This window comes from Donghicola mangrovi (genome assembly GCF_013377535.1).
Taxonomy (GTDB): domain Bacteria; phylum Pseudomonadota; class Alphaproteobacteria; order Rhodobacterales; family Rhodobacteraceae; genus Donghicola; species Donghicola mangrovi.
In genome coordinates this window covers 447,150-470,095 of sequence record NZ_JABCJE010000001.1, presented here as the reverse complement: position 1 = coordinate 470,095, position 22,946 = coordinate 447,150, and the positions used below count along the sequence as shown (strand labels likewise).

The 22,946-nt window shown below is 62.4% G+C and carries 19 protein-coding genes; 15 read left to right on the top strand and 4 right to left on the bottom strand.

Annotation, left to right across the window (positions count from 1 at the left end; genetic code table 11):
* The first annotated feature begins 53 nt into the window (after positions 1-53).
* From fzlA to msrA, 4 genes are all read left to right on the top strand, one after another.
* Complete coding sequence (gene fzlA, locus HJ536_RS02465; protein ID WP_176852602.1) at positions 54-719, top strand: FtsZ-binding protein FzlA; 666 nt, start codon at positions 54-56, stop codon at positions 717-719.
* A gap of 56 nt (positions 720-775) precedes the next feature.
* On the top strand, positions 776-1,807 hold the full coding sequence (queG, locus tag HJ536_RS02460) for a tRNA epoxyqueuosine(34) reductase QueG (protein WP_177156539.1): 1,032 nt from the start codon (positions 776-778) through the stop codon (positions 1,805-1,807).
* Between the two features lie 122 nt (positions 1,808-1,929).
* Positions 1,930-2,376 (top strand): peptide-methionine (R)-S-oxide reductase MsrB, encoded by a 447-nt coding sequence (msrB, locus tag HJ536_RS02455; RefSeq protein ID WP_177156538.1) that lies wholly within the window; start codon positions 1,930-1,932, stop codon positions 2,374-2,376.
* Positions 2,377-2,381: 5 nt separating this feature from the next.
* On the top strand, positions 2,382-2,888 hold the full coding sequence (gene msrA / locus HJ536_RS02450; RefSeq protein WP_177156537.1) for a peptide-methionine (S)-S-oxide reductase MsrA: 507 nt from the start codon (positions 2,382-2,384) through the stop codon (positions 2,886-2,888).
* A 121-nt stretch (positions 2,889-3,009) separates the two neighbouring features.
* On the opposite strand, the gene HJ536_RS02445 is transcribed toward msrA, so the two are convergent.
* A complete protein-coding gene (locus HJ536_RS02445) occupies positions 3,010-3,606 on the bottom strand; it encodes an outer membrane protein (protein ID WP_177156536.1) in 597 nt (198 codons plus the stop codon).
* A 290-nt stretch (positions 3,607-3,896) separates the two neighbouring features.
* On the opposite strand from HJ536_RS02445, the gene HJ536_RS02440 reads away from it, so the two are divergent.
* From HJ536_RS02440 to selD, 11 genes are all read left to right on the top strand, one after another.
* Positions 3,897-4,826, top strand: a complete 930-nt coding sequence (locus HJ536_RS02440; protein ID WP_177156535.1) for a DMT family transporter — start codon at positions 3,897-3,899, stop codon at positions 4,824-4,826.
* A 500-nt stretch (positions 4,827-5,326) separates the two neighbouring features.
* Entirely contained in the window at positions 5,327-5,947 is a 621-nt protein-coding gene (locus HJ536_RS02435) for a response regulator transcription factor (RefSeq protein ID WP_177156534.1), read from the top strand.
* Between the two features lie 252 nt (positions 5,948-6,199).
* Positions 6,200-7,978, top strand: a complete 1,779-nt coding sequence (locus HJ536_RS02430) for an autotransporter assembly complex protein TamA (RefSeq protein WP_177156533.1) — start codon at positions 6,200-6,202, stop codon at positions 7,976-7,978.
* On the top strand, positions 7,975-12,033 hold the full coding sequence (locus HJ536_RS02425) for a translocation/assembly module TamB domain-containing protein (protein WP_177156532.1): 4,059 nt from the start codon (positions 7,975-7,977) through the stop codon (positions 12,031-12,033). The genes HJ536_RS02430 and HJ536_RS02425 overlap by 4 nt, the downstream gene beginning before the upstream one ends.
* Before the next feature lie 128 nt (positions 12,034-12,161).
* Positions 12,162-15,017 carry a monovalent cation/H+ antiporter subunit A gene (locus HJ536_RS02420; RefSeq protein WP_177156531.1) on the top strand — a complete coding sequence of 952 codons (2,856 nt, stop codon included), beginning with the start codon at positions 12,162-12,164 and terminating at the stop codon, positions 15,015-15,017.
* A gap of 8 nt (positions 15,018-15,025) precedes the next feature.
* The gene (locus HJ536_RS02415) at positions 15,026-15,376 is read left to right on the top strand and encodes a Na+/H+ antiporter subunit C (protein WP_176853130.1); all 351 of its coding nucleotides are present in this window, start codon (positions 15,026-15,028) and stop codon (positions 15,374-15,376) included.
* Positions 15,373-17,022: a monovalent cation/H+ antiporter subunit D gene (locus tag HJ536_RS02410; protein WP_177156530.1), complete on the top strand. Its 1,650-nt coding sequence runs from the start codon at positions 15,373-15,375 to the stop codon at positions 17,020-17,022. The genes HJ536_RS02415 and HJ536_RS02410 overlap by 4 nt, the downstream gene beginning before the upstream one ends.
* A complete protein-coding gene (locus HJ536_RS02405) occupies positions 17,022-17,513 on the top strand; it encodes a Na+/H+ antiporter subunit E (protein WP_176852613.1) in 492 nt (163 codons plus the stop codon). Before HJ536_RS02410 ends, HJ536_RS02405 begins: the two co-directional genes overlap by 1 nt.
* Complete coding sequence (locus tag HJ536_RS02400; RefSeq protein ID WP_176853131.1) at positions 17,513-17,782, top strand: K+/H+ antiporter subunit F; 270 nt, start codon at positions 17,513-17,515, stop codon at positions 17,780-17,782. The genes HJ536_RS02405 and HJ536_RS02400 overlap by 1 nt, the downstream gene beginning before the upstream one ends.
* Positions 17,783-17,794: 12 nt before the next feature.
* Positions 17,795-18,178 carry a Na+/H+ antiporter subunit G gene (locus HJ536_RS02395; protein WP_265575590.1) on the top strand — a complete coding sequence of 128 codons (384 nt, stop codon included), beginning with the start codon at positions 17,795-17,797 and terminating at the stop codon, positions 18,176-18,178.
* A gap of 3 nt (positions 18,179-18,181) precedes the next feature.
* Complete coding sequence (selD, locus tag HJ536_RS02390; protein WP_338082398.1) at positions 18,182-20,332, top strand: selenide, water dikinase SelD; 2,151 nt, start codon at positions 18,182-18,184, stop codon at positions 20,330-20,332.
* On the opposite strand, the gene mnmH is transcribed toward selD, so the two are convergent.
* The 3 genes from mnmH to HJ536_RS02375 form a co-directional block, all read right to left on the bottom strand.
* A complete protein-coding gene (mnmH, locus tag HJ536_RS02385) occupies positions 20,319-21,371 on the bottom strand; it encodes a tRNA 2-selenouridine(34) synthase MnmH (RefSeq protein WP_177156529.1) in 1,053 nt (350 codons plus the stop codon). The two genes, selD and mnmH, sit on opposite strands and share 14 nt — an antisense overlap.
* Before the next feature lie 46 nt (positions 21,372-21,417).
* Positions 21,418-21,822: a VOC family protein gene (locus HJ536_RS02380; RefSeq protein WP_177156528.1), complete on the bottom strand. Its 405-nt coding sequence runs from the start codon at positions 21,820-21,822 to the stop codon at positions 21,418-21,420.
* Between the two features lie 91 nt (positions 21,823-21,913).
* Entirely contained in the window at positions 21,914-22,783 is an 870-nt protein-coding gene (locus HJ536_RS02375) for a branched-chain amino acid aminotransferase (RefSeq protein ID WP_177156527.1), read from the bottom strand.
* Positions 22,784-22,946: the final 163 nt, after the last annotated feature.

Genomic DNA, 22,946 nt, shown 5'->3' with positions numbered 1-22,946 from the left:
CACTCCAAGGGACGGGCATTGAAAGATAAATCCAAACTATCGCGAAGGACGCCATGAATCGCCTCTATCACGTTCCTCTGTCGCCGTTCTGCCGCAAGGTCCGGCTGGTGCTGGCCGAAAAACGGATCGAGGTCGAGCTGGTCGAGGAGCGGTACTGGGAAATGGACACCGATTTCCTGCGCCGTAACCCCGCGGGCAAGGTGCCGGTGCTGCGCCTGAACGGCAAGATCCTGTCCGAGAGCATGGCGATCTGCGAGTACATCGAAGAGGTGTACCCCGATCCGCCGCTCATGCCCTATTCGCCGGAAGGGCGCTATGAAGTGCGCCGTCTGGTCAGCTGGTTCGACGACAAGTTCCATTCGGAAGTCACGCAGAACCTGCTGTACGAGCGGGTGAACAAGAAGATGATGAAGACCGGCTATCCCGACAGTAAGGCGGTGAAGCTGGGGGCCCAGAAGATCAAGTATCATCTGGACTATATGGCTTGGCTCTTGGATCACCGGCGCTGGTTGGCTGGCGACCGCATGACGGTGGCCGATTTCACCGCGGCGGCGCATCTGAGCGCGCTGGACTATATCAGCGACGTGGACTGGAACCGCAGCGATGTGGTCAAGGACTGGTACGCCAAGATCAAGTCGCGCCCCGCGTTCCGCAGTATTCTGGCGGATCAGATCCCGGGATTCCCGCCGCCGCCCCATTATACCGATCTGGATTTCTGATCCGTAGTGCCGCGGGGGCCAGCCCCCGCACCCCCGGGGTATTTGGACCAAGATGAATGACTGACGCGTTGAAAGCCCGATTGGTGGCGCAGGCGCGGGCCGAGGGGTTTTCCGAGGTTCGGGTGTGTCGCCCTTGGGACGTGCCGGAGGTTCCGGCGCGGTTGGAGGCGTTTGTGGCGGCGGGCTTTCATGGCCAGATGGGCTGGATGGAAGAGCGGATGTCGTGGCGCGGGGACCCTGCTGCGCTGTGGCCCGAGGCGCGGTCGGTGATCGTGCTGGGAGAGAGCTATACCCCCGACGAGAACCCGATGGACGTAGTGGGGATGCCTGATCGCGGGGCGATTTCCGTGTATGCGCGGGGCAAGGATTACCACGATCTGGTGAAGAAGCGGCTGAAGCGCTTGGCCCGCTGGCTGATTGCCGAAGGCGGCGGCGAGGTGAAGGTGTTTGTGGACACCGCGCCAGTGCCGGAGAAGCCTTTGGGGCAGGCGGCAGGTTTGGGCTGGCAGGGCAAGCACACGAACTTGGTCAGTCGGCAGATGGGGAACTGGTTCTTTATCGGGTCGGTGTTTACGACACTCGATTTGCCGGTGGATGGGGCCGAGGTCGATCATTGCGGGCGCTGTGACCGGTGTTTGCGGGCCTGCCCGACAGAGGCGTTTATTGCGCCCTATCAGATGGATGCGCGGCGGTGCATTTCCTATCTGACGATCGAGCATAAGGGGCCCGTAGCCGAGGATTTGCGCGGGCGGATGGGTAACCGGATTTATGGCTGCGATGACTGTTTAGCCGCGTGCCCTTGGAACAAGTTCGCTGTGGCGGCAAGTGACATGCGCTATGCGGCCCGAGAGGGGACTGTGGCGCCGGAATTGCGGGAGCTGGCTGCGCTGGACGATGCCGCGTTCCGCGAGCGGTTTAGCGGTAGTCCGATCAAACGGATCGGGCGCGACCGGTTCGTGCGGAATGTGCTGTATGCTGTCGGGAATTCGGGGGATGCGTCGCTGAAAGAAGTGGCCACCGCGCTGTTAACCGACCCCGATGAGGGCGTGGCCGATGCAGCGCGGTGGGCTGCCTTACAACTAGACTGATTCTATCCGGCTTTTTGTGCGGACGCCAGAGGCCTCACTGCTCTGTCATCAATATGTCAGAGGGTTTGCCTGCGACCCTTTGTGCCCCACATATGGTCCATCAACCAAAGAGGAGAGGTCTGGTGTCCAAGTATTCCCGCGACCCCGATGTGATCGCCGCACTGGAGCCCGAAGCCTATTACGTGACGCAAGAGAGCGGCACCGAGCGGCCCGGCACAGGCAGCCTGCTGGGGAACAAGAAAAAGGGCCTCTATGTGGATATCGTCAGCGGGGAGCCGCTGTTCGTGTCCTCGGCCAAGTATGAATCGGGCTGTGGGTGGCCCAGTTTCACCCGCCCCGTCAGCGACGAGTTCATTCAGGAACTGCGCGACACCACCCATGGCATGATCCGGACCGAGGTGCGCTCGACCTATGGGGACAGCCACTTGGGGCATGTGTTCGATGATGGTCCGCGCGATCAGGGTGGGCTACGCTATTGCATCAACTCGGCGGCGCTGCGGTTCGTGGCGCTCGAGGATATGGAGGCCGAGGGGTACGGTGATTACGTGCCCTTGGTCGAGAAGGAGTAAAAGAGATGGGTCAGGAACGCGCTGTTCTGGCGGGGGGATGCTTTTGGGGCATGCAGGATCTAATCCGCAAGCTGCCCGGGGTGGCGGCGACCCGCGTTGGTTATACCGGTGGGGACGTGCCCAATGCGACATACCGCAACCACGGCACCCACGCCGAAGGGATCGAGATCCTGTTTGATCCGGCGGTGATCAGCTATCGCCAGCTGCTGGAGTTTTTCTTTCAGATCCACGACCCGAGCACGCCGAACCGGCAGGGCAACGATCTGGGGATGAGCTATCGCAGCGCCATCTATTATGTGGATGACGCGCAGAAAGAGGTGGCTTTGGACACGATCGCAGATGTGGACGCCAGCGGGCTGTGGCCCGGCAAGGTGGTTACCGAGGTCGAGCCTGTCGGCGATTTCTGGGAGGCCGAGCCCGAGCATCAGGACTATCTGGAGCGCAAGCCCGACGGATATACCTGCCACTTTGCCCGGCCCGGATGGGTGCTGCCCAAGCGCGCGGCGGAATAAACGGAAAACCGGCCCCGGGTGGCCGGTTTTTTGTTGGGGCCAAAACGAAAGCCCCCCGCGGTGAAGCGGGGGGCCTACTCGTTACTTGGGTCAACTGGGGATACTACTACCCGGGTACTCGTTAAAAGCGGTAGGACGCGCGGACCTGAGCGGTGGTTGCATCTGCGTCAACATTCGTATCGTTGATGTCGGAGAACTGGTGTCGCAACACCTCGCCGCCGACGGTCACGTTGTCGGTCACCTTGTGTTCATAGCCGAGGCCGACAAAGGTGCCTTCGTTATAGCCAGCGTCCTTGAAGTTCGCGGCGGCCGCACCGGCGGTGATGTAGGGCAGACCTTGGCCCATGTCATAACCGGCACGCAGTTTCAGGCGGGTCACATCGTGCAGGGCCTCGTTGCTGTTATCCAGCTCGACCTCGCCTGCGTCATATTCCACGCCGGCACCCAGCACATAATCGCCAAAGTCATAGTCATAGCCCAGGTGCACACCGCCAAGGCCGCCCTGACCCTCTAGGTCGGAGCCGTCATCGGTGGTGACTTTGCCACCGCCAAGCTGCACACCGCCGTAAAAGCCGGTCCAGTCGCCTTTCATCGCGACGGGTTCGGGGGTGGCCACGAACACGGGCGGCTCTGCGGGCGGAGGGGTCAGCGAGCCTGCAAATGCGGGGGCGGCCCCAAGGGCAATAAGCGATGTCAGTGCAACGGTTTTGATAGCCATGATCTCAACCTTTCCTGTTATTTCAAAATCACAAAGACGCCGTTCGTCGGCGTTGGGGGATAGTTGGTGCAGGCTAAGGCATTGTTCAATCACAGGAAATTCACTTATCGAACGCGATTAAGTGACCGGCTTCGGCGGGAACCTGCTGTTTGGGGCGGCGGAGATATGTCAGCGGGGTGGGGCGTCATTCCATTTCTGCACAACCCCTGAGCGCAAAAGTAATAGCGTGATTGTCCGCAGGACATGGCTAAATACTTGACGCATCAACAGAACAGGCGCACTGCCGAACTATGCCCTACGAAACATACCAGCCGTTCAAGGCGATCGCTCTGAAGCTCTGTTCTGTCGTCGTGTTCATGTCCATGGCCGCGATGGTCAAGGCCACAGCGGACGATGTCCCCACTGGCGAGGCTGTGTTTTTCCGCTCGGCTTTTGCGATGCCGGTGCTGTTTGGTTGGCTGTTCCTGCGCGGGGCCCTGAAAACCGGCCTGAGCGTCAAGAGCCCGCTGGGCCACGTGCTGCGCGGATTCATCGGGGCGTCGGCGATGGGAATGAACTTTCTGGCGCTGGGGCTGCTGCCCTTGCCCGAGGTGACAGCCATCGGGTTCGTTGCGCCGCTGCTGACGGTGATGTTCGCCGCGCTGCTGCTGGGCGAGCGGGTGGGGCCGTTCCGTATAACAATGGTGCTGTTGGGCCTGATCGGGGTGCTGATCGTGCTGTGGCCCCGCCTGACGCTGGAAACGGCCGAGGCGGGCGCGACCTTGGGTGCGGTGCTGGTGCTGGGATCGGCGGTGGCGCGGGCCTTGGCCCAAGTGCAGATCCGCCGTCTGGTCGAGATCGACAATCCCAGTGCCATTGTCTTTTGGTTCACGGTGACCACGACGGTGCTGTCGCTGCTGACGGCGCCCTTTGGCTGGGTGATGCCGGGCCCCACCGCGCTGATGCTGCTGATCGGGGCGGGCCTGTTCGGGGGGATGGGGCAGATCCTGATGACCTCGGCCTACCGGTTCGCGGGGGCGTCGCTGGTGGCGCCGTTCGACTATAGCTCGATGATCATTGCGCTGGGGATGGGGTACTTCTTGTTTGCCGAGGTTCCGACCCTGCAAATGCTGGCGGGCGCGGCTGTAGTGATTCTCGCCGGTGGGCTGCTGATTTGGCGCGAACACAGTCTGGGACTGAAACGCGGGAAGGCGCGATCGGGCATGACGCCTCAGGGTTGATACGGAAGTATTAGGTGAATCAGATGCCTAGGTATTAAAAATCACCTTTAGGATAAATCCATTCTAACTCGAGAACGATTCCAATTTGGCTATTCGAATTATTATTTCGGCTAGGCATCGGCCTTGCGCCTATGCAAAATGAGCTTTGCTTAATACGTAATCCCAAGTGATTTATTGAAGGCTGAAAAAACCAGCATAAATTCTGCATATTTATAAATCCCTTCAAAAACAGGTGATTGGATAGACCCGAACGAACGTTTCCAAGGGTGTGGGTTATCCCCAAAGTGGTAAGTTCTGGTGCTAACGGTAGGGTATTCCAGCTTGCCCGAAATGGGCCGAGGACGTTCCTTCTGGCAACTTTTTATGTCATAGTGGGTCTATCGGTTGATAGTTCATGGTTCCTGTTTTTTTCGAAACTCCGGCCGCGTCTCGCTCGTAACTAAAATCGCATGACAAATGCAAAGCGCGACAAATCCGGCTCACACATAGGGAACACACAAATGCGAATTCTGATTGCCGACGATCACGAACTGCTGCGGGACACTCTGGAGCTGTACCTGAAGCAAGAAGGGAATATTGAAACCCGCACCGCCGAAGATCTGCACGGCGCTGTCGAGAAGATCGAAAACGAAGCGCCCTTCGATCTGATCCTGCTGGATTTCAACATGCCCGGCATGAACGGTCTGGAAGGCCTGAAAAAGGTCAAAGAGATGAACGGCGGCCAGCGCGTTGCCCTGATCTCGGGTGTAGCGAGCCGCGATGTGGCCGAGCAGGCCCTGGCCGCAAATGCAGCAGGCTTCCTGCCCAAGACCCTGTCGGCCCGCAGCGTTGTGAACGCGGTCCGCTTCATGGCGATGGGTGAACAGTACGCCCCGCTGGAATTCATGTCGCACGATGACAGCAGCGATCTGAGCGATCACCCGCTGGCCTCGCAACTGTCGCGCCGTGAAATGCAGGTTCTCGAAGGCCTGAGCGGCGGTCTGTCGAACAAAGAGATTGCCCGCAATCTGGATGTCCGCGAGCCCACCGTGAAGCTGCACGTCAAAACCCTGTACCGCAAAATCGGCGTTCACAACCGTACTCAGGCTGCCTTGGTCGCCAAAGAGTCCGGTCTGTTCTGAGGACCGGTGCGTTGGGTTATCGAGGATCATACACCCAGACGCACTGGTCTGTGACAGGCCCCTGCGGGACGCATTAACATTCCCTCTGGCCCTGAGGCAGCAACGGTGCTGCGTCATGTCGGGGCCCGAGGGGCAAGTTTCTGAACATCTGGCCCGTTCGGGGCGTTAGCGGGAAACCGCCATTGCCGTGAACATCTGGTGCAAACCGGTTTTTGTTGGCCTAGTCTGCCCCCAGGCGCTAGGTGTGGGGCGATGCAAAGACTTATTCGTTCAGGACTTTCGGCCGCGGCATTGCTGGGGCTCATGACTTCGGCGGCGTTGCCCGCGATTGATATCGATCTCTCCGTCAAGGGCGGGGATGATGCACTGAAAGAGCGTCTGAAGACGGCGTCGCGGCTGTATGCTGCTGATGAGACCGAGGACGCGACCGCACAGGATTATGCCGCTGCTGCTTTGGCGGAATATAACACCATTGTGGGTGTCCTGTACGAAGAGGGCTACTATGGGCCGACGGTCAGCGTCCAACTGGACGGACAAGAGGCCACACAGCTGAACCCTTTCCGTTTGCCGGATCAATTTTCCAAAGCGCGGATCAAGGTCGAAACCGGCCCGAAATTCACGTTCGGCCGCGCGGATATCGGCCCGCTGCCCGAGGGGACCGTTCCCCCAGACGGCTATGCCGTGGGTCAGGATGCGCGGCTGGATGTGATCCGCACTGCCGGTCAGGACGCGGTGGATGCGTGGCGCAATCAGGGTCACGCCAAGGCCGAACTGACAGGACAGCAGATCACCGCGGACCATCCGGCGCGCAAGCTGGATGTTTCCTTGGGGCTGACCCCGGGGCCGGAGCTGAAATTCGGCCGTCTGACGGTCGAGAATAACAAGAACGTCCGCGAAGAGCGTATCCGCGCCATCGCAGGGCTGCCCCGTGATCAGGTGTATAACCCAGATGATCTGGCGGCGGCAGCGAACCGTCTGCGCAATACCGGCGCGTTCCGGTCTGTCACCATGCGAGAATCCGACGAGATCCGCGGCGGCGAATACCTTGATTTCGCAGTGAACGTGGTCGAGGCCAAGCCGCGCCGTTTCGGCTTCGGCGCCGAGCTGATCTCGGACGAGGGGCTGACGCTGTCGACCTTCTGGATGCACCGGAACATTCTGGGCGGGGCCGAGAAGCTGCGCTTTGACGCCGAGGTTGCGGGGATCGGTGGCACCACCGGCGGCGAGGACCTGAACCTGTCCGCCCGTTTCGAACGTCCGGCCACCTTTGACCCGCGCAACACGCTGTTCATCCAGTCCACGCTAGAGCGTCTGGACGAACCCGAATACCTGAGCGACCAGTTCCGCACCGACATCGGTATCGTCCGTCAGGCCAGTGATGATCTGACGGTGCAGTACGGCTTGGCCTTCCGCCGTGCCACGATCGACGATGCGGACGGCGAGACCAGCTATAGCCAGCTGTTGTTCCCCGTTTCGGCCACCTATGACAAGCGCAAGGGCGGGGCCTCGGCCACGGGCGGCTATTACCTGAGCGGCGAGGTCATGCCGTTCTGGGGTCTGAACGACACGCCCGAGGGTATTCGCAGCACTTTGGACGCGCGCACCTATGTCAGCGCGGGGGATAAGACTGTGTTCGCCCTGCGCGGCCAACTGGGCTGGATCGAAGGGGCCAAGGTCGAAGAAGTGCCTGCGGACTTCCAGTTCTATTCCGGTGGCGGCGGGACCGTGCGCGGCCAGAAATACCAGTCGCTGGGTTATGGCAACGGCGGCGGGGCCACCTTTATGGGGGCCAGTCTGGAACTGCGGCAGGGCATCACCGATGCGATCAGCGCCGTGGGTTTTGTGGACTACGGGTTCATCGGGGCCGAGGCTGGCTGGGACACCGAAGGCGCGGATCACGCGGGTGCGGGTCTGGGGGTGCGGTATGACACGCCCATTGGCCCCTTGCGGCTGGATCTGGCCACGCCGATCACAGGGGATAACCCCGGCGGCGCATTGGAAATCTATATCGGGATCGGACAGGCGTTTTGAAACGGATCTTCGCGGCTTTGGTCATGCTGATGCTGCCTCTGGCGGCATGGGCGCAGGATGAGGACGGTCAGGGGTATCTGGAGCGTTTGCTTCAGGACACCTTGTCCGGTGCGGGCCGCGAGGTCCGGATCGAGGGGTTCTCGGGCGCGCTGAGTTCGCGCGCCACGATCGACCGCCTGACGATTGCCGATGATCAGGGGGTCTGGCTGGACGCCCAAGGGCTGGCCCTGGACTGGAGCCGCGCCGCCCTGCTGCGGGGCCGGATCGAGGTGAACGAGCTGTCCGCCGACAGCATCTCGATGCCGCGCAAGCCTGTGTCGAACGCGGTGGACGTGCCTGCGCCCGAGGCGACGGCGTTTACGCTGCCGGACCTGCCGGTGTCCGTGAATGTCGAAAAGCTGGAGGTCGCCAAGGCTTCGCTTGGGGCGGATGTGATCGGTCAGGACGCGGTCCTGAGCCTGAGCGGCTCTGCCCAGTTGGCGAACGGGGCCGGGACTGTCGCGCTCGAGGCGCAGCGGACTGACGGGCCCAAGGGGGATTTCAAGGTCGATCTGGCCTATGACCCGAACGCGAACACCGCCGCTATTCTGGTCGCCGCGACCGAGGATGCGGGCGGGATCGTGTCGAAACTGTCGGGCATTCCGCGCAGCCCCAGCGTTGATCTGAAGATCGAAGGGCAGGGGCCTGCGGATGATCTGACTGTGGATGTGGCGCTGCGGACGGACAATGCCTTGCGTCTGGGCGGGCAGGTGACGTTGCGCGGGCAGGCGCTGGACGTTGATCTGGGGGGCGATCTGCGGCCCTTGGTCGAGCCGACCTATCATGCGCTGCTGGGGGATGACGCGCGGCTTGTGGCCTCGGCGGCCAAGGCCGATGACGGCACCCTGACGCTGGAGAATCTGACGGTGGATGCGCGGGCTGCGAACCTGCAGGGCAGTGCGGTGATTTCGCCGTCTGGTCTGCCCCAAAGCATTGATCTGCAAGGGGAACTGCGGGCGCCGGATGGGCAGCCGCTGACGCTGGCGACCGATGTGACCGTGGGCAGTGTGACCATCGACATCGGGCATGATGCGGCGACCGCCCCCGATTGGCAGGGGCAGATTGTGCTGCGCGATCTGGTGCAGGCGGCGGTGACCTTGCCCGAGGCGACCCTGAAGGGACGCGGACAGATCGTTCCGGCGGATGGCGATAATCCCCAGAACGTGACGGCGCGGTTCGATTTCGACACCGCTGGGATGCAGATGGCGGACGCTGCGCTGCAAGGTTTGCTGGGCCCCGTGGTGACTGGCGGCGTGACGCTGCACGCGGTTGATGGCCAGCCCTTGGACCTGAGCGAATTGGCGATCAAGGCGCTGGCCTTTACGGCCAATGGCTCGGCCACCATCGACGGGCTGGAAAGCGGGTACGACACCAAGCTGGACCTGAAGGTTGTGGCCGACGATCTGGCCAAGGCGCGCGATCTGTCGGGGATGGATCTGAACGGGGCGGCCGAGTTTGCGGTGGCGGGGCAGGTGGTGCCCCTGTCCGGTGCGTTTGACCTGCGGGTCAGCGGCGATACCAAAGGGCTTCAGATCGGTCAGCAGATGATCGACGGGCTGATTGGCGGCGATGGCACCGTGTCTGTGGTTGCGCGGCGGGATGAAACCGGCGTGACCGTGGACGAGCTGCTGATGAATACCGGCGGCGCGCGGGTGCAGGCGAACGGCACCATCGGCAGCGCCGAGACGAATTTCGAGTTCAACACCTTTGTCAAGGATTTCAGCCTGTTGGGTCAGGGCGGCGCGGGCCGTGCGGCCTTGGACGGGCAGATTGCGCTGGCGGGGGCAACCTTGCGGCAGCTGTCGGTCAATGGTGTCCTGAGCGGCCCCGAAGGGCTGGTGATCCCGCTGGGGCAGGACCAGTTGGCGATGTCTGGCGGGCGGATTGACCTGAGCGCAGGCAATGGCCGCTGGTCGGTGAATACGGACCTGACCGGCGTGAAGCACCCCCAAGGCGCGGTGGCCGAGGCCTTGATCAAGGGCGCGGGCAGCTACTCCCAAGGGGAGGGCGGCGTGATCGAGGCCCTGCGCGGGTCTGTCGAGGCGGCTTTGGCTGGGGCGAAGCCTGCCGGCGCGGCGCTGGCGCAAGCTTTGGGTCAGGATGTGACGGTTCAGACCACGTTTGAGTACACCGATGGCGCGCCCTTGGTTCTGGATCCGCTGCGGGTTCAAGGGGCGGATTACGGGGCCAATGGCACTGTGTCGGTGGACGTGGACACTCAGGTCGCCACGGTGGACCTGACGGCGAATGTGGGGAATGCGGCGCGGTTCTCGGCCCTTGCGGGACGGGATTTGGGCGGCAAGGCGCAGCTGGATGTTACGGGCACCGTGTCGGCCACAACGGCTGATCTGGTGATCACCGGCAATGGCAGCGGAATTGATCTGGGGGACCCCCATATCAATGGGGTGCTTGGCGGGCAGTTCAGTTTGGACACCCATGTGCTGCGCGATGGCGCGACGCTGACGCTAGAAAGGCTGGCGCTGAACGGCGGGAACCTGAGCCTGAGCGCGAGTGGCTCCGTTTCGGACACCGGCAAGTCCCTGCAGGCCGAGGCGCGGGTGCCCGAGGTGGGTCGCCTCGTGGCCGAGCTGTCGGGGCCCGTGACGATCACGGCCAAGGTGGGCGGGGATGCCGAGATGACGACGGTGGATGCGGCGCTGACCGGCCCTGCGGGGATGACGGCGAATGTTGGCGGCTCGATTGCCGCGAATGGGACGCTGAACCTGACGGCGACGGGGGATGTGCCGCTGACGCTGGCGAACCCGATGATTGCGCCGCGGCAGGTGTCCGGCGATGCGCGGTTCGATCTGGCGGTGCGCGGGCCTGCGGGTCTGGACGCGGTGAGCGGGACGGTCACGCTGTCGGATGGCATGTTCTCGGAGCCGTCGTCGGGGATCAGTCTGAACGCGATTGGCGGGACGGCCACGATTGGCGGCAATCAGGTGCGTCTGGATATGCGGGCCAGTGGCTCCCAAGGGGGCGATATCAGCGTGACGGGGACGGTTGGCCTGACGGGCGCGTTCGATGTGAACGCCGATGTGGTGATCACCGACCTGACGCTGAACGATCCGGGGCTGTATGAGGCGACCCTTGGCGGGAGCTTGAATTTCAACGGGCCTGCACTGAATGGCGGGCGTTTGAAGGGCGAGATTGTCCTGTCCGAAGCCGAACTGCGCATCCCCGAAACGGGCGCTGGTTCGGCGGGGGCCATCCCCGACATCACCCATCAGGGCGCGGCGGCCAAGGTGTTGCAGACCCTTGATCGGGCGGGCCTGTCCGCGACGGCGGAACCCGAGGCGGCGAATGAAAGCTCTGGCGTGGCGATCCCGCTGGACCTGACCATTCGGGCCCCTGCGCGGATTTTCGTACGCGGTCGCGGCTTGGACGCGGAATTGGGCGGTCAGATCCGCCTGCGGGGCACTACGGCGGACATTATTCCCATCGGGCGCTTCGATCTGGTGCGCGGGCGCCTGTTGCTGCTGGGGCAGCGGTTCGATTTTGACGAAGGGTATATCAGCATGGAGGGGGCGCTGGTCCCCGTGATCCGGCTGGTTGTGGAAACCCAGCAAGGCGACGTGCTGACCTATATCATCGTCGAAGGGGACGCGATGTCGCCCGAGGTGACGTTCAGCTCCTCGCCCGAGTTGCCCGAGGACGAAGTGCTGGCCCAACTGCTGTTCGGCCGCGATATGAGCCGTCTGTCGGCCTTTCAGGCGCTGCAACTGGCGAATGCGGTGGCGGTGCTGGCCGGCAAAGGCGGCGAAGGCATCGTGTCCAAGTTGCGCCAAGGGTTCGATCTGGATGATCTGGACGTCACGACCGACGATCAGGGCAACGCCGCTCTGCGCGCGGGCAAGTATATCTCGGACAGTGTCTATACGGACGTGACCGTAGGGGCGGCCGGAAAAACCGAGTTGAATCTGAACATTGACATCAGCCCGTCGGTCACCGCGCGAGGCGGGGTCAATGACGAAGGTCAGAGCAGTCTGGGTATCTTCTTCGAGCGTGATTATTAACCTTTGGTGTAGTGTCATTAGCAAATTTGACGTGCATGAGCGTCCTAATAGTTTCCGTTATGATTGAAGACAGGCGGGTAGCCTGATAACCAAACCGCTAACTGCAACTAATTGAGGGTCCAGCCCCGGTGTCACTCTTTCTGATCGCTGCTCTACCCTTCATTGGCGCACTGCTGCCCGGCCTGATGATCCAGGCGGGGCGCAATACCTGCTCCACCTGGACGGGTATCATTTCGCTTTCCGCTCTGATTGGTCTGCTGGTTCACGCCCCCGCCGTACTGCGCGGCGAAGTGATCACGGCCTCGGTCGAGTGGATGCCTGCGCTTGGTCTTAACGCCAGTTTCTACCTTGATGGTCTGGGGCTGCTTTTCGGGACGCTGATCCTGGGTATCGGGTGTCTGATCATCCTGTACGCCCGGTTCTACCTGTCTTCGAAGGACCCGATGGGGAACTTCTATACCTACCTTCTGCTGTTCCAAGGCGCGATGGTGGGTATTGTCCTGTCGGATAACATCCTGATGTTGCTGGTGTTCTGGGAGCTGACCTCGCTGTCGTCGTTCCTGCTGATCGGCTACTGGAAACACCTGCCCGAGGGTCGTCAGGGCGCGCGTATGGCGCTGACCGTGACCGGCATGGGCGGTCTGGGCCTGATCGGTGGTATGCTGCTGCTGGGGCACATCGCGGGCACCTACGAGCTGACCGAACTGCTGGAAAAGCGCGACCTGATCCAAGCGGACCCGCTCTATGTTCCGGCGCTGTTGCTGATCCTCTTGGGTGCGTTCACCAAGTCGGCGCAGTTCCCGTTCCACTTCTGGCTGCCGCGCGCGATGGCTGCGCCGACCCCTGTGTCGGCTTATCTGCACTCGGCCACGATGGTGAAAGCGGGCCTGTTCCTGATGGCGCGCCTGTATCCGGTGATGTCGGGCACCACGGAATGGTTCTGGATCGTCACTCTGGCGGGTCTGATCACGATGGTTCTGGGGGCGCTGATCGGTATCTTCCAGAACGATCTGAAGGGGCTGCTGGCCTACTCGACCGTCAGCCATCTGGGCCTGATCACCATGCTTCTGGGCTTTAGCACCGAGGCGGCGGCGATTGGCGCGGTGTTCCACATCATCAACCACGCCTCGTTCAAGGCCTCGCTCTTTATGACTGCGGGCATTGTGGATCACGAGGCGCATACGCGGGACATCACCCGCCTTGGCGGCTTGCGTCATCTGATGCCGATCACGTTCGTGATTACGGCGGTGGCGTCGTTGTCGATGGCCGGTATCCCGCCCTTCAACGGCTTCTTGTCCAAGGAAATGATGCTCGAGGCTGCGGCCCACGCGCAGCTGGGGGATAACGCTTGGTTGATCCCGGCGCTGGCCACTTTGGGCGCGCTGTTCTCGGTCGCGTATTCGTTCCGTCTGCTGCTGCACACCTGGTTCGGCGCCGAGCGTCATGATTACCCGCATCACCCCCACGATCCGCCGTTCGGAATGTGGCTGTCGCCCGCGCTGCTGGCGGTTCTGGTCGTGCTGATTGGTCTCTTCAGCCAAGGTCTGGTCGGCGGTATCGTTCAGACCACCGCGGCTTCGGTTCTGGGGAACCACGCGCATCCGCACGTCCATCTGGCGCTGTGGCATGGTGTGACGCCGGCCCTGTATATGTCGGGTGTGGCGGTGCTGGGTGGCCTTGTGCTGCTGGCGCTGTACCGTCCGGCGCATGGCCTGTGGCACGCGGTGCCCCGTCCCGATGCCAAGGTCATCTTTGACGCGATCATCGATGCGGCGACCAAGCTGGCCAACTGGATCACCGACACCCTGCACGACGGCAAGCTGACCCGCTATGCGGCGATCTTCTTTCTGTTTACCGTGCTGGCGTCGTGGCATGCCTTTAGCGGTGGCGCAGGTGTGACCCTGCCGCGTGAACCCATGCAGGCGGATATCATCCCGATCATCGCGTGGTTTGCTCTGATCGCGGCGACCGGCGTCACGGTCTATTATCACCGTCATCGCCTGCTGGCGCTGGTGGTGCTGGGGATCATCGGCGTAGTGGTGTCGCTGTCGTTCAACTACCTGTCCGCGCCCGACCTTGCTCTGACCCAGCTGTCGGTCGAGGTTGTGACCATCGTTCTGCTGCTGCTGGCGCTGAATTTCCTGCCCGAATTCACCCCCAAGGACAGCGGCAATGGCCGTCACGTCCGTGACATCCTGATCGCGGTGTTTGTGGGTGGGGCCGTGGCGGCGCTGTCCTATGTGATCATGCTGACCGATTTCGCGATGCCCTCGATTGCCGAATACCATCTGGCGCAGAGCCACGATCTGGCGGGCGGCAACAACGTGGTGAACGTGATCCTCGTAGACTTCCGAGGCTTCGATACTTTTGGCGAGATCACCGTGCTGGGGATCGCGGCCCTGATCATCTATGGCGTCACCGAAGGGCTCTTGGGCTCCAAAGTCCGCCAGAAACTGCTGGAGCGTAAGCCCAATCATCCCATCGCGGGCGACGAGCACCCGATGATGATGGTTGTCGCGACCCGTCTGCTGCTGCCGATCGCGCTGATGGTGGGTGTCTACATCTACCTGCGCGGACACAACGATCCGGGCGGCGGCTTTGTCGCGGGTCTGATCGTCGCGATTGCGCTGCTGATGCAGTACATGGCGTCGGGCTATGACTGGGCCGATAAACGCCAGCGCTTCCCCTATCACGCCAGCATTGCTTGCGGTGTGATGGCCGCAGGAATCACCGGTATCGGCGCGTTCTTTAACAACATGCCATTCCTGACCAGCGACTTTGGCTACTTCCAGTTCCCTCCGCTGCAAAAGTTCGAGCTGGCGACGGCGATGGGCTTTGACCTCGGGGTGTTCCTGGCGGTTGTGGGCGCGGTCATGCTGACCTTGGAAAGCCTGTCGCGTCTGGCCTATCGCCGCGGTGACGTGCCGGATGAATACCCGATGGACATCAACCCGTCGCGCCAGCCCAAGAACGAGGATCACTAACCATGACCATCGAATTCCTTGTCGCAAGCGCCATTGGTGTTCTGACCGCAGCGGGGGTCTATCTGATCCTGCGGCTGCGGACCTTTCCGGTCATTCTGGGGACCTCTTTCCTGTCCTATGCGGTGAACACCTATCTGTTCGCCACGGGCCGACTGGTGGTGGGCGCGCCCCCGATCCTGCAGGGCCACGAGGCCCATGTGACCTATACCGATCCGGTGCCTCAGGCGCTGGTTCTGACCGCCATCGTGATCGGTTTCGGTATGACCGCTGTGGTTCTGATGCTGGCCTTGGCCGCGTATCTGTCCGGCGGGCATGACAAAATCGACTTGCAAGAAGACGCATCGGAGGACCGGGCATGAGCCACTGGATCATTACGCCGATCCTGCTGCCGACCCTTCTCGGCGCATTCATTGTTCTGGCCGTCCGCCATCAGGTGGCGCTGCAGCGGGTGTTCTCGCTGGTTGGTTTGTCGCTCCTGCTGATCAACGCGATCGGTCTGTTTGTGCACGCCAACACCGGCGACATATGGGTTTACGAGCTGGGGGCCTGGCCCGCGCCGTTCGGGATCGTGCTGATGCTGGACCGTCTGTCGGCGCTGATGGTGCTGCTGACTGCTGTGCTGGCTATGTGCGTGATGCTGTACGCCATCGGGTCCGACTGGGACAAACGGGGCAAGCATTTCCACGCGCTGTTCCAGTTCCAGCTGATGGGTGTGCTTGGCGCCTTCCTGACGGGGGACGCGTTCAACATGTTCGTGTTCTTCGAGATCCTGCTGATCGCAAGCTATGGTCTGATGACCTTTGGCGGCGGCACGCGCCGTTTGCAGGCGGGCACCCAGTATGTGATCTACAACCTCTTGGGCTCGACCCTGTTTCTGTTCGCTCTGGGGACGCTCTATAACGTCACCGGCACGCTGAACATGGCAGATATGGGCGCGCGGGTTGCTGCGATGGACCCCGAACATGCGTCCCTTCTGCGCGTCGGCGCGGTGATGATGCTGATGGTGTTCGCGGTCAAAGCGGCGATCCTGCCGCTGCATTTCTGGCTGCCCGAGAGCTATGCCGCAGGCCCCGCGCCCGTGGCCGCGCTGTTCGCGATCATGACCAAGGTTGGTGCCTATGCCATCCTGCGCATGTTCACGCTGGTTTTCCCGCAGGACGCGCCCGCGATTGCAGGCAGCTATGATGTCTGGCTGATGCCGGTGATCGTTTTGTCGCTGGCGGTGGGCATGATCGGCATTCTGGGGGCCAAGACGCTGTCCAAGATGGTGGCCTTTGCCGCGATCGGTTCGGTTGGCACCCTGCTGATCGCCATCGCGCTCTTTACCCCCGAGGCATCGGCTGCGGCGGTGTACTATGTGGTACACTCGACCCTTGCGACCGCTGCGCTGTTCCTGATCGTTGATCTCGTGGTTTCGCGCCGTCCGCAGTGGCAGGACGCGATCCGTGCAGATCGTCCCATGCCGCAGAACGGTCTGGTGTCGGCCTTCTACTTTGCCGCCGCGATTGCGATGGCGGGGATGCCGCCGCTGTCGGGTTTCCTTGGTAAACTGCTGATCCTTGATGCGGCGACCGGCCAATGGTGGATCTGGGCTGCTGTTCTGATCACGTCGCTGATTGCGATCATGGGCTTTGGCCGCGCCGGTTCGCTGGTCTTCTGGAAGGGTTACGGCCTGCCCGAGACTGACGCGCCCGCGTTCGATCACCCCAAGCAGCCGCTGGCCTTTGTGGCGATCGGTGCGCTGATGGCCGGTGTTGTGGCGCTGACCGTTCTGGCGGGCCCCATGCACCGCTTTGCCATCGTGACCGCGTCCCAGCTTTACGACTCCGAGGCCTATGTCTCGGCCGTGCTGAACAACGCGACCAGCGAGAGCATGGCGCATGACTCCAGCCACGAAAAAGAAGGCACCGAGGGCGCTGATACCAACGAGGGTCTTCTGGACACCGAAGGCGGCGCCCACGGTACTGAACATCCTGCCAAGGCCACTGAAGGGGAGGCTCACTGATGCTGAAACGTCTGTTCCCGCATCCCTATCTGACCGCCTTGCTGACGCTGGTCTGGATGCTGCTCGATAACACCGCAGGTCCGGGTGTGTTCATTCTGGGCCTGATTTTGGGGATCATCATTCCGGCGGTCACCGCGCCTTATTGGCCGGACCGTCCGGTGTTGAAGCATCCGGTCAAGATCGCGGCCTATGTAATGATTGTCATCTATGACATCATCAAGTCGAACATCGACGTTGCCCTGATCGTTCTGTTCAAATCCAACAAGGATCGCAGCCCCGCGTGGATCACTGTTCCTCTGGATCTGAAAACGCCCGAGGCGATCACCGTTCTGGCCGGCACCATCACCATGACCCCCGGTACACTGACCGCTGACGTGTCGGCCCAAGGTCATGCGCTGCTGATCCACTGTCTGGACGCGCCCGATCCGGACGCCGTTCGCGACGACATCAAAGCCCGCTACGAGGCCCGTCTGAAGGAGATTTTCGAATGATCATTTCGTACGCTCTGGACTTTGCCTTTATCTGCTTCGGCCTTGGTCTGCTGCTGACGCTGTACCGCGTGATCTTTGCCCCCGGAGTGGGCGATCGCGTGCTGGCGCTGGATACGATGGTGATCAACACCATCGCCATTCTGGCCCTTCAGGGGATGCAGCAGGGCACCGAAATCTTCTTCGAGGCGGCGATGGTCGTGGCGATGCTGGGTTTCGTGGGCACCGTGGCTTATGCGCGCTTTATGCTGCGCGGCAACATCATCGAATAAGGGGCACTGGATATGGTTATGGAAATCATCATCGCGGCCTTTCTGGTTATCGGCGGGGTGTTCGGTCTGGTGGGTAACTATGGCCTGATCAAGCTGGATCACCCGATGGCCCGCCTGCACGCCCCGACCAAAGCGACCACGCTGGGGGTGGGCGGTGTGCTGATCGCCTCGATGATCTACTCGTTCGCATTCGAGGCCGAAGGGTCCCTGCACGAGCTGCTGATCACGCTGTTCCTGTTCATTACCGCGCCTATTACCGCCAACTTCATTTCCAAGGCCTATTTGCACCGCCACGCGCACGAGGAAACTCTGCCCGAACCCAATGGCGATACAAACTGGGCCGTCTTGGAGCGTCCCGAATGGAGCCCCGAGCCGGAGAAAACCCAAGAGGGCTGATCCTTGCTGACATCGCTGCCTGACACCCGCGATCTGGTTTTTGTTGGCGGGGGTCATGCCCATGCCTTGGTGCTGCGGATGTGGGGGATGAACCCGCTGCCGGGCGTCCGGCTGACGGTGATCGACCCGCAGGCGGCGGCGCCCTATACCGGCATGCTGCCCGGCCATATCGCGGGTCATTACGCGCGGGCCGATCTGGACATTGATCTGGTACGTCTGGCGCGGTTCGCAGGCGCGCGGCTGATCATGGGGCGGGCTGCGGCGATGGACTTGGCCGCGCAGGTCGTGACCGTCGAAGGCTATGGCGCTGTGCCCTATGACGTGGCGTCTGTCGATGTGGGGATCACGTCGGACATGCCTGCTTTGGCGGGGTTTGCGGAACATGGCGTGGCGGCGAAACCTCTGGGCCGTTATTCGGCTGAGTGGGCGAAGTTTCTGGCGGCTGGCGGCGGTGATGTGGCTGTGATCGGCGGCGGTTTGGCTGGCGTCGAGTTGGCCATGGCGATGGCCCATGCCTTGGGCGGGCGTGGCCAAGTGTCGATCATCGAGCGCCAAGCCCTGCTGGCCGAACAATCCCCCCGCCACGAGCGTATCCTGCGGTCGGAACTGGCCCGTTGGAACGTTACCGTGCACGAACAAACCGAAGTTGCTGAGGTTCGCTCCGATGCTGTGCTGCTGTCGAACGGTGTGCAGGTCAGCGCCGCGATGACCGTGGGCGCTGCGGGCGCGCGGCCTCATGACTGGTTGGCAGGGACGGGGCTGGCGCTGAAGGACGGGTTCATCCGCGTGGACGAGGCGCTGCGGACCAGCGATCCCAATGTCTTTGCATGCGGCGACTGCTGCCATCAGGACCCGAGCCCCCGTCCCAAGGCGGGCGTCTACGCGGTCCGCGCCGCGCCTGTGCTGCTGAACAACCTGCGGGCGGCTTTGGGGGCGGGGCAGGTGAAACCTTTCCGTCCGCAAAAGACCTTCCTGAAGCTGGTGTCGCTGGGGGACAAGCGGGCCTTGGCGGACAAGGGCGGTCTCGACCCCAAGGGCGCGCTGATGTGGCAATGGAAAGACCACATCGACCAGAAATTCATGAACATGTTCCGCGATCTGAAGCCGATGGCGGGCCCTGATTTGCCGGCTAACGTGGCGGATGGCGTGCGAGAGGAATTGGGCGGCGGCAAGCCCCTGTGTGGTGGCTGCGGCGCCAAGGTGGCCGCCGGACCGCTGCGTGCGGCTTTGGCCAATGTAACTCCGACCAGCCATCCCGATCTGGTGACGGGGCCGGGGGATGACGCGGCGATCGTGCGGATGGGCGAGGTGACACAGGTCATCACCACCGACCACCTGCGCGCCTTCTGGGAGGACCCCAAGGTGTTCGCCCGCATCACGACGATCCACGCCTTGGGTGATATCTTTGCCATGGGCGCGCGGCCCCAGACGGCCTTGGTGAACCTGACGCTGCCGCGCATGTCGCCGCGCCTGCAGGAACGCCGACTGGCCGAGGTGATGGAGGGCATTACCGGTGCGCTGGCCGAATGCGGCGCGGCGTTGGCGGGCGGGCATACGACGCTGGGGGCAGAGCTGTCGCTGGGGCTGACGCTGACCGGCATTCTGGACGGCCCTGCGCGGACCAAGGCGGGGGCTCGGTTAGGTGACGCGCTGATCCTGACGCGGCCCCTTGGGTCCGGGGTGATCATGGCGGCCGAGATGCAATTGGCGGCGGATGGGCGCGATGTGGCGGCCTTGCTTGCGGCACAGGTCGAGCCGCGCATGGCCGAGGCTGAGGCGCTGCGCGGTGTGAATGCTTTGACCGATGTGACGGGCTTTGGCCTTGGCGGGCATCTGGGGGAAATGCTGGAGGCCAGCGGATGCGGCGCGGTCATCGACTTGGATGCCGTGCCAGCCTATGCGGGCGCGCGGGAGTTGTTGGCGCGGGGGCAGAAGTCCAGCCTGCATGATCTGAACCGGACCGCTGCACCGATTGATGGGCTCATCCCGCCCGAGGCTGAAATTCTGTACGATCCGCAGACGGCAGGCGGGTTCCTTGCCGCGGTGCCTCAGGCCGATGTTCCGGCGCTGATGGCAGCGTTGCAGCAGGCTGGCGCGCAGCCTGCGGTGATCGGGGAATGTGTGGCGGGGCCGGCGCGGATTACCCTGCGCTGAACCCCAGACATTGCTCGGCGGCGCGGGTCAGCGCGGCCTCGTCGATGCGATCCCCGAGGTCGATTTCCCCAAGCAGGGTGTAGTCATATCGGCTGGCAGATTTCTCGTAGCGGCTGTCGTAGTGCAGTTCCATCAACTCGGCGGCCAGCGTGCTGAAGGCGCCAACTTTGGCCAGCTCGATCCAGTGATCCACCAGCTCGCGGCTCTGGAGTTTGCGCAGGGGCTCCATACGTTCGATCAAGGCTTCGGGGTCGTCGATCAGGTCGGCATAGGCGCGGGTCAGGTATTCGGCGCGGGCCGGAATGCTGGCATTCACGCGGATGCGGGGCGCGGCGCACATGGCGTTCCAGACCGACGGAGGCACCAAGCGGTTGCCGATCTTGCTGGACTCGGCCTCGACATAGACGGGCTTTGCGGGGTCGAGATGGGCCAGCTGCATGGCCAGATCGCCCTCGGCCATTTTCTGGCTGGGTTGCGGGCGGCTGACGGCGCCAAGCAAGGAGCCGCGGTGGGCATAGATGCCCTCGAGGTCGATGACCTGCGCACCGGCGGACTTCAAGTGGGCCAGAAGGTCGGTCTTGGCGGTGCCGGTGGGGCCGTCGATCAGGATGAATTTGTGGGGGATCGGCTCGTCGTGCATGCTTTTGACGATGATGCGGCGATAGCTTTTGTACCCGCCGTCGATCAGGCCAACGCGCCAGCCGACCTGCGCCAGAATGGTCGCGAAAGAGCCAGAGCGCTGACCGCCACGCCAGCAGTAAACCAGAGGACGCCAGCCGCCTTGGCGGTCGTGCAGCGTTTCCTCGAGGTGGCGGGCGACGTTTTTCGCGACCAGCGCGCCACCGATCTTGCGGGCGTCAAACGGGCTGACCTGCTTGTAAATCGTGCCGACCTTGGCCCGCTCCTCGTCATCAAGGACGGGCAGGTTGATCGCGCCGGGCAGGTGATCCTCGGCGAATTCGGCAGGGGCGCGGGCGTCGATGATGGTGTCAAACGGCAGGTCGCGCAGGTCGGTGAGGGCGTTCAGGGTCAGCTTCATGGCGGTGCAATCTAGCGGTTTTCGCCGCAGGGGCTAGGGGCAAATGTCAGGGGCGTCCGTCAGTGAACTGCACCAGATCCCAAAGAGTGCCGTAAAGATCCTTGAACACCGCGACTGTACCATAGGGGGCCTCCAGCGGATCGCGGACAAAGGTCACGCCCTTTTCGCGGTAGGCGTTGTAATCGCGCCAGAAATCATCGGTTTGCAGGAAAAGGAACACGCGGCCACCGGCCTGATTGCCGATAAAGGGCTCTTGTTCGGGTTTCGAGGCGCGCGCCAGCACGATCGAGGCGTTGCCATCCCCTTTCGGGCGCACCACCACCCAGCGTTTGTCCTGTTCGGGCTGGTAGGTGTCTTCGATCAGATCAAAGCCGAGGGTGTCGCAGTAGAAGGCGATGGCTTCGTCATAGTCGCGGACCACGAGGGCGATGTGGGCTAGGCGTTGGGACATGGTGGCACCTCTTGAAACGGAAAGCGCCCGCCGCGCTCTGCCGCAGGGGCAGGCTTGGCGGGCGCTGTCATGGCCGTGGGGCCATGACCGATCAGCTACGCACCAGAGCTTCGTACTCTTCTGCGATCTCGCGGGTGATGTCGCCGACGGTAAAGGTGTAGTCACCGATCTGACCAACGGGGGTCACTTCGGCGGCGGTGCCGGTCAGCCAGCACTGTTCGAAATCGGCCAGTTCTTCGGGCATAATGCGGCGTTCGTGGACGGTGATGCCTTTGGCTTTGAGCATCTCGATCACGGTCTGACGGGTGATGCCGTTCAGGATCGCGTCCGGGATGGGCGTGTGCACTTCGCCGTCCTTGACGAAGAAGATGTTCGCGCCGGTCGCTTCGGCAACATAACCGCGGTAGTCCATGAACAGCGCGTCCGAGCAGCCTTTGGCTTCGGCAGCGTGCTTGGACATGGTGCAGATCATGTAGAGGCCGGCCGCCTTGGCAGCGGTGGGGATAGTCTCGGGCGAGGGACGTTTCCACTTAGCGATGTCGAGCTTGGCGCCCTTCATCTTGGCGTCGCCGTAGTAGGCGCCCCAGGTCCACGCAGCAACGGCCATGCGAACGGGGTTCTTCGCCGAGGCGACACCCATGTCTTCGCCAGCGCCGCGCCATGCGATCACGCGAACGTAGGCGTCGGTCAGGCCGTTGGCCTCGAGAACAGCGGTTTTCGCTGCTTCGATTTCTTCAACCGAGTAGGGGATCTTCATGTCCAGCAGTTCGCCCGATTTGATCAGACGCTCGGAATGCTCGACCGACTTGAAGATTTTGCCGTTGTAGCAACGCTCGCCCTCGAACACCGAGGAGGCATAGTGCAGAGCATGGGTCAGAATGTGGACCTTGGCATCGCGCCATTCCACAAGCTGGCCGTCCAGCCAGATTTTTCCGTCACGATCGTCATATGCGCCAGCCATCGTCGGCATCCTTCTCTCAGCACGAAATTTGCGAAAATTGCGCTAGTCAGGTCCGGTGCGGACATAAAGTTGCGCAAATTCGAGGATTCGCTAACAGTCTGCTCTTGGAATGTCAACAAGGCTGACTTAAAAACGAAGTATGGAAAGCTAACGCGAGGGCCCC

What these genes read in the sequence shown, in the direction of transcription:
- HJ536_RS02380 (WP_177156528.1), bottom strand. Translation starts at nt 21,822, where the DNA reads ATGTCCCAACGCCTAGCCCACATCGCCCTCGTGGTCCGCGACTATGAC.
- HJ536_RS02435 (WP_177156534.1), top strand. Translation starts at nt 5,327, where the DNA reads ATGCGAATTCTGATTGCCGACGATCACGAACTGCTGCGGGACACTCTG.
- HJ536_RS02375 (WP_177156527.1), bottom strand. Translation starts at nt 22,783, where the DNA reads ATGGCTGGCGCATATGACGATCGTGACGGAAAAATCTGGCTGGACGGC.
- mnmH (WP_177156529.1), bottom strand. Translation starts at nt 21,371, where the DNA reads ATGAAGCTGACCCTGAACGCCCTCACCGACCTGCGCGACCTGCCGTTT.
- queG (WP_177156539.1), top strand. Translation starts at nt 776, where the DNA reads ATGACTGACGCGTTGAAAGCCCGATTGGTGGCGCAGGCGCGGGCCGAG.
- fzlA (WP_176852602.1), top strand. Translation starts at nt 54, where the DNA reads ATGAATCGCCTCTATCACGTTCCTCTGTCGCCGTTCTGCCGCAAGGTC.
- HJ536_RS02445 (WP_177156536.1), bottom strand. Translation starts at nt 3,606, where the DNA reads ATGGCTATCAAAACCGTTGCACTGACATCGCTTATTGCCCTTGGGGCC.
- HJ536_RS02410 (WP_177156530.1), top strand. Translation starts at nt 15,373, where the DNA reads ATGAGCCACTGGATCATTACGCCGATCCTGCTGCCGACCCTTCTCGGC.
- HJ536_RS02440 (WP_177156535.1), top strand. Translation starts at nt 3,897, where the DNA reads ATGCCCTACGAAACATACCAGCCGTTCAAGGCGATCGCTCTGAAGCTC.
- HJ536_RS02405 (WP_176852613.1), top strand. Translation starts at nt 17,022, where the DNA reads ATGCTGAAACGTCTGTTCCCGCATCCCTATCTGACCGCCTTGCTGACG.
- HJ536_RS02395 (WP_265575590.1), top strand. Translation starts at nt 17,795, where the DNA reads ATGGTTATGGAAATCATCATCGCGGCCTTTCTGGTTATCGGCGGGGTG.
- HJ536_RS02430 (WP_177156533.1), top strand. Translation starts at nt 6,200, where the DNA reads ATGCAAAGACTTATTCGTTCAGGACTTTCGGCCGCGGCATTGCTGGGG.
- msrA (WP_177156537.1), top strand. Translation starts at nt 2,382, where the DNA reads ATGGGTCAGGAACGCGCTGTTCTGGCGGGGGGATGCTTTTGGGGCATG.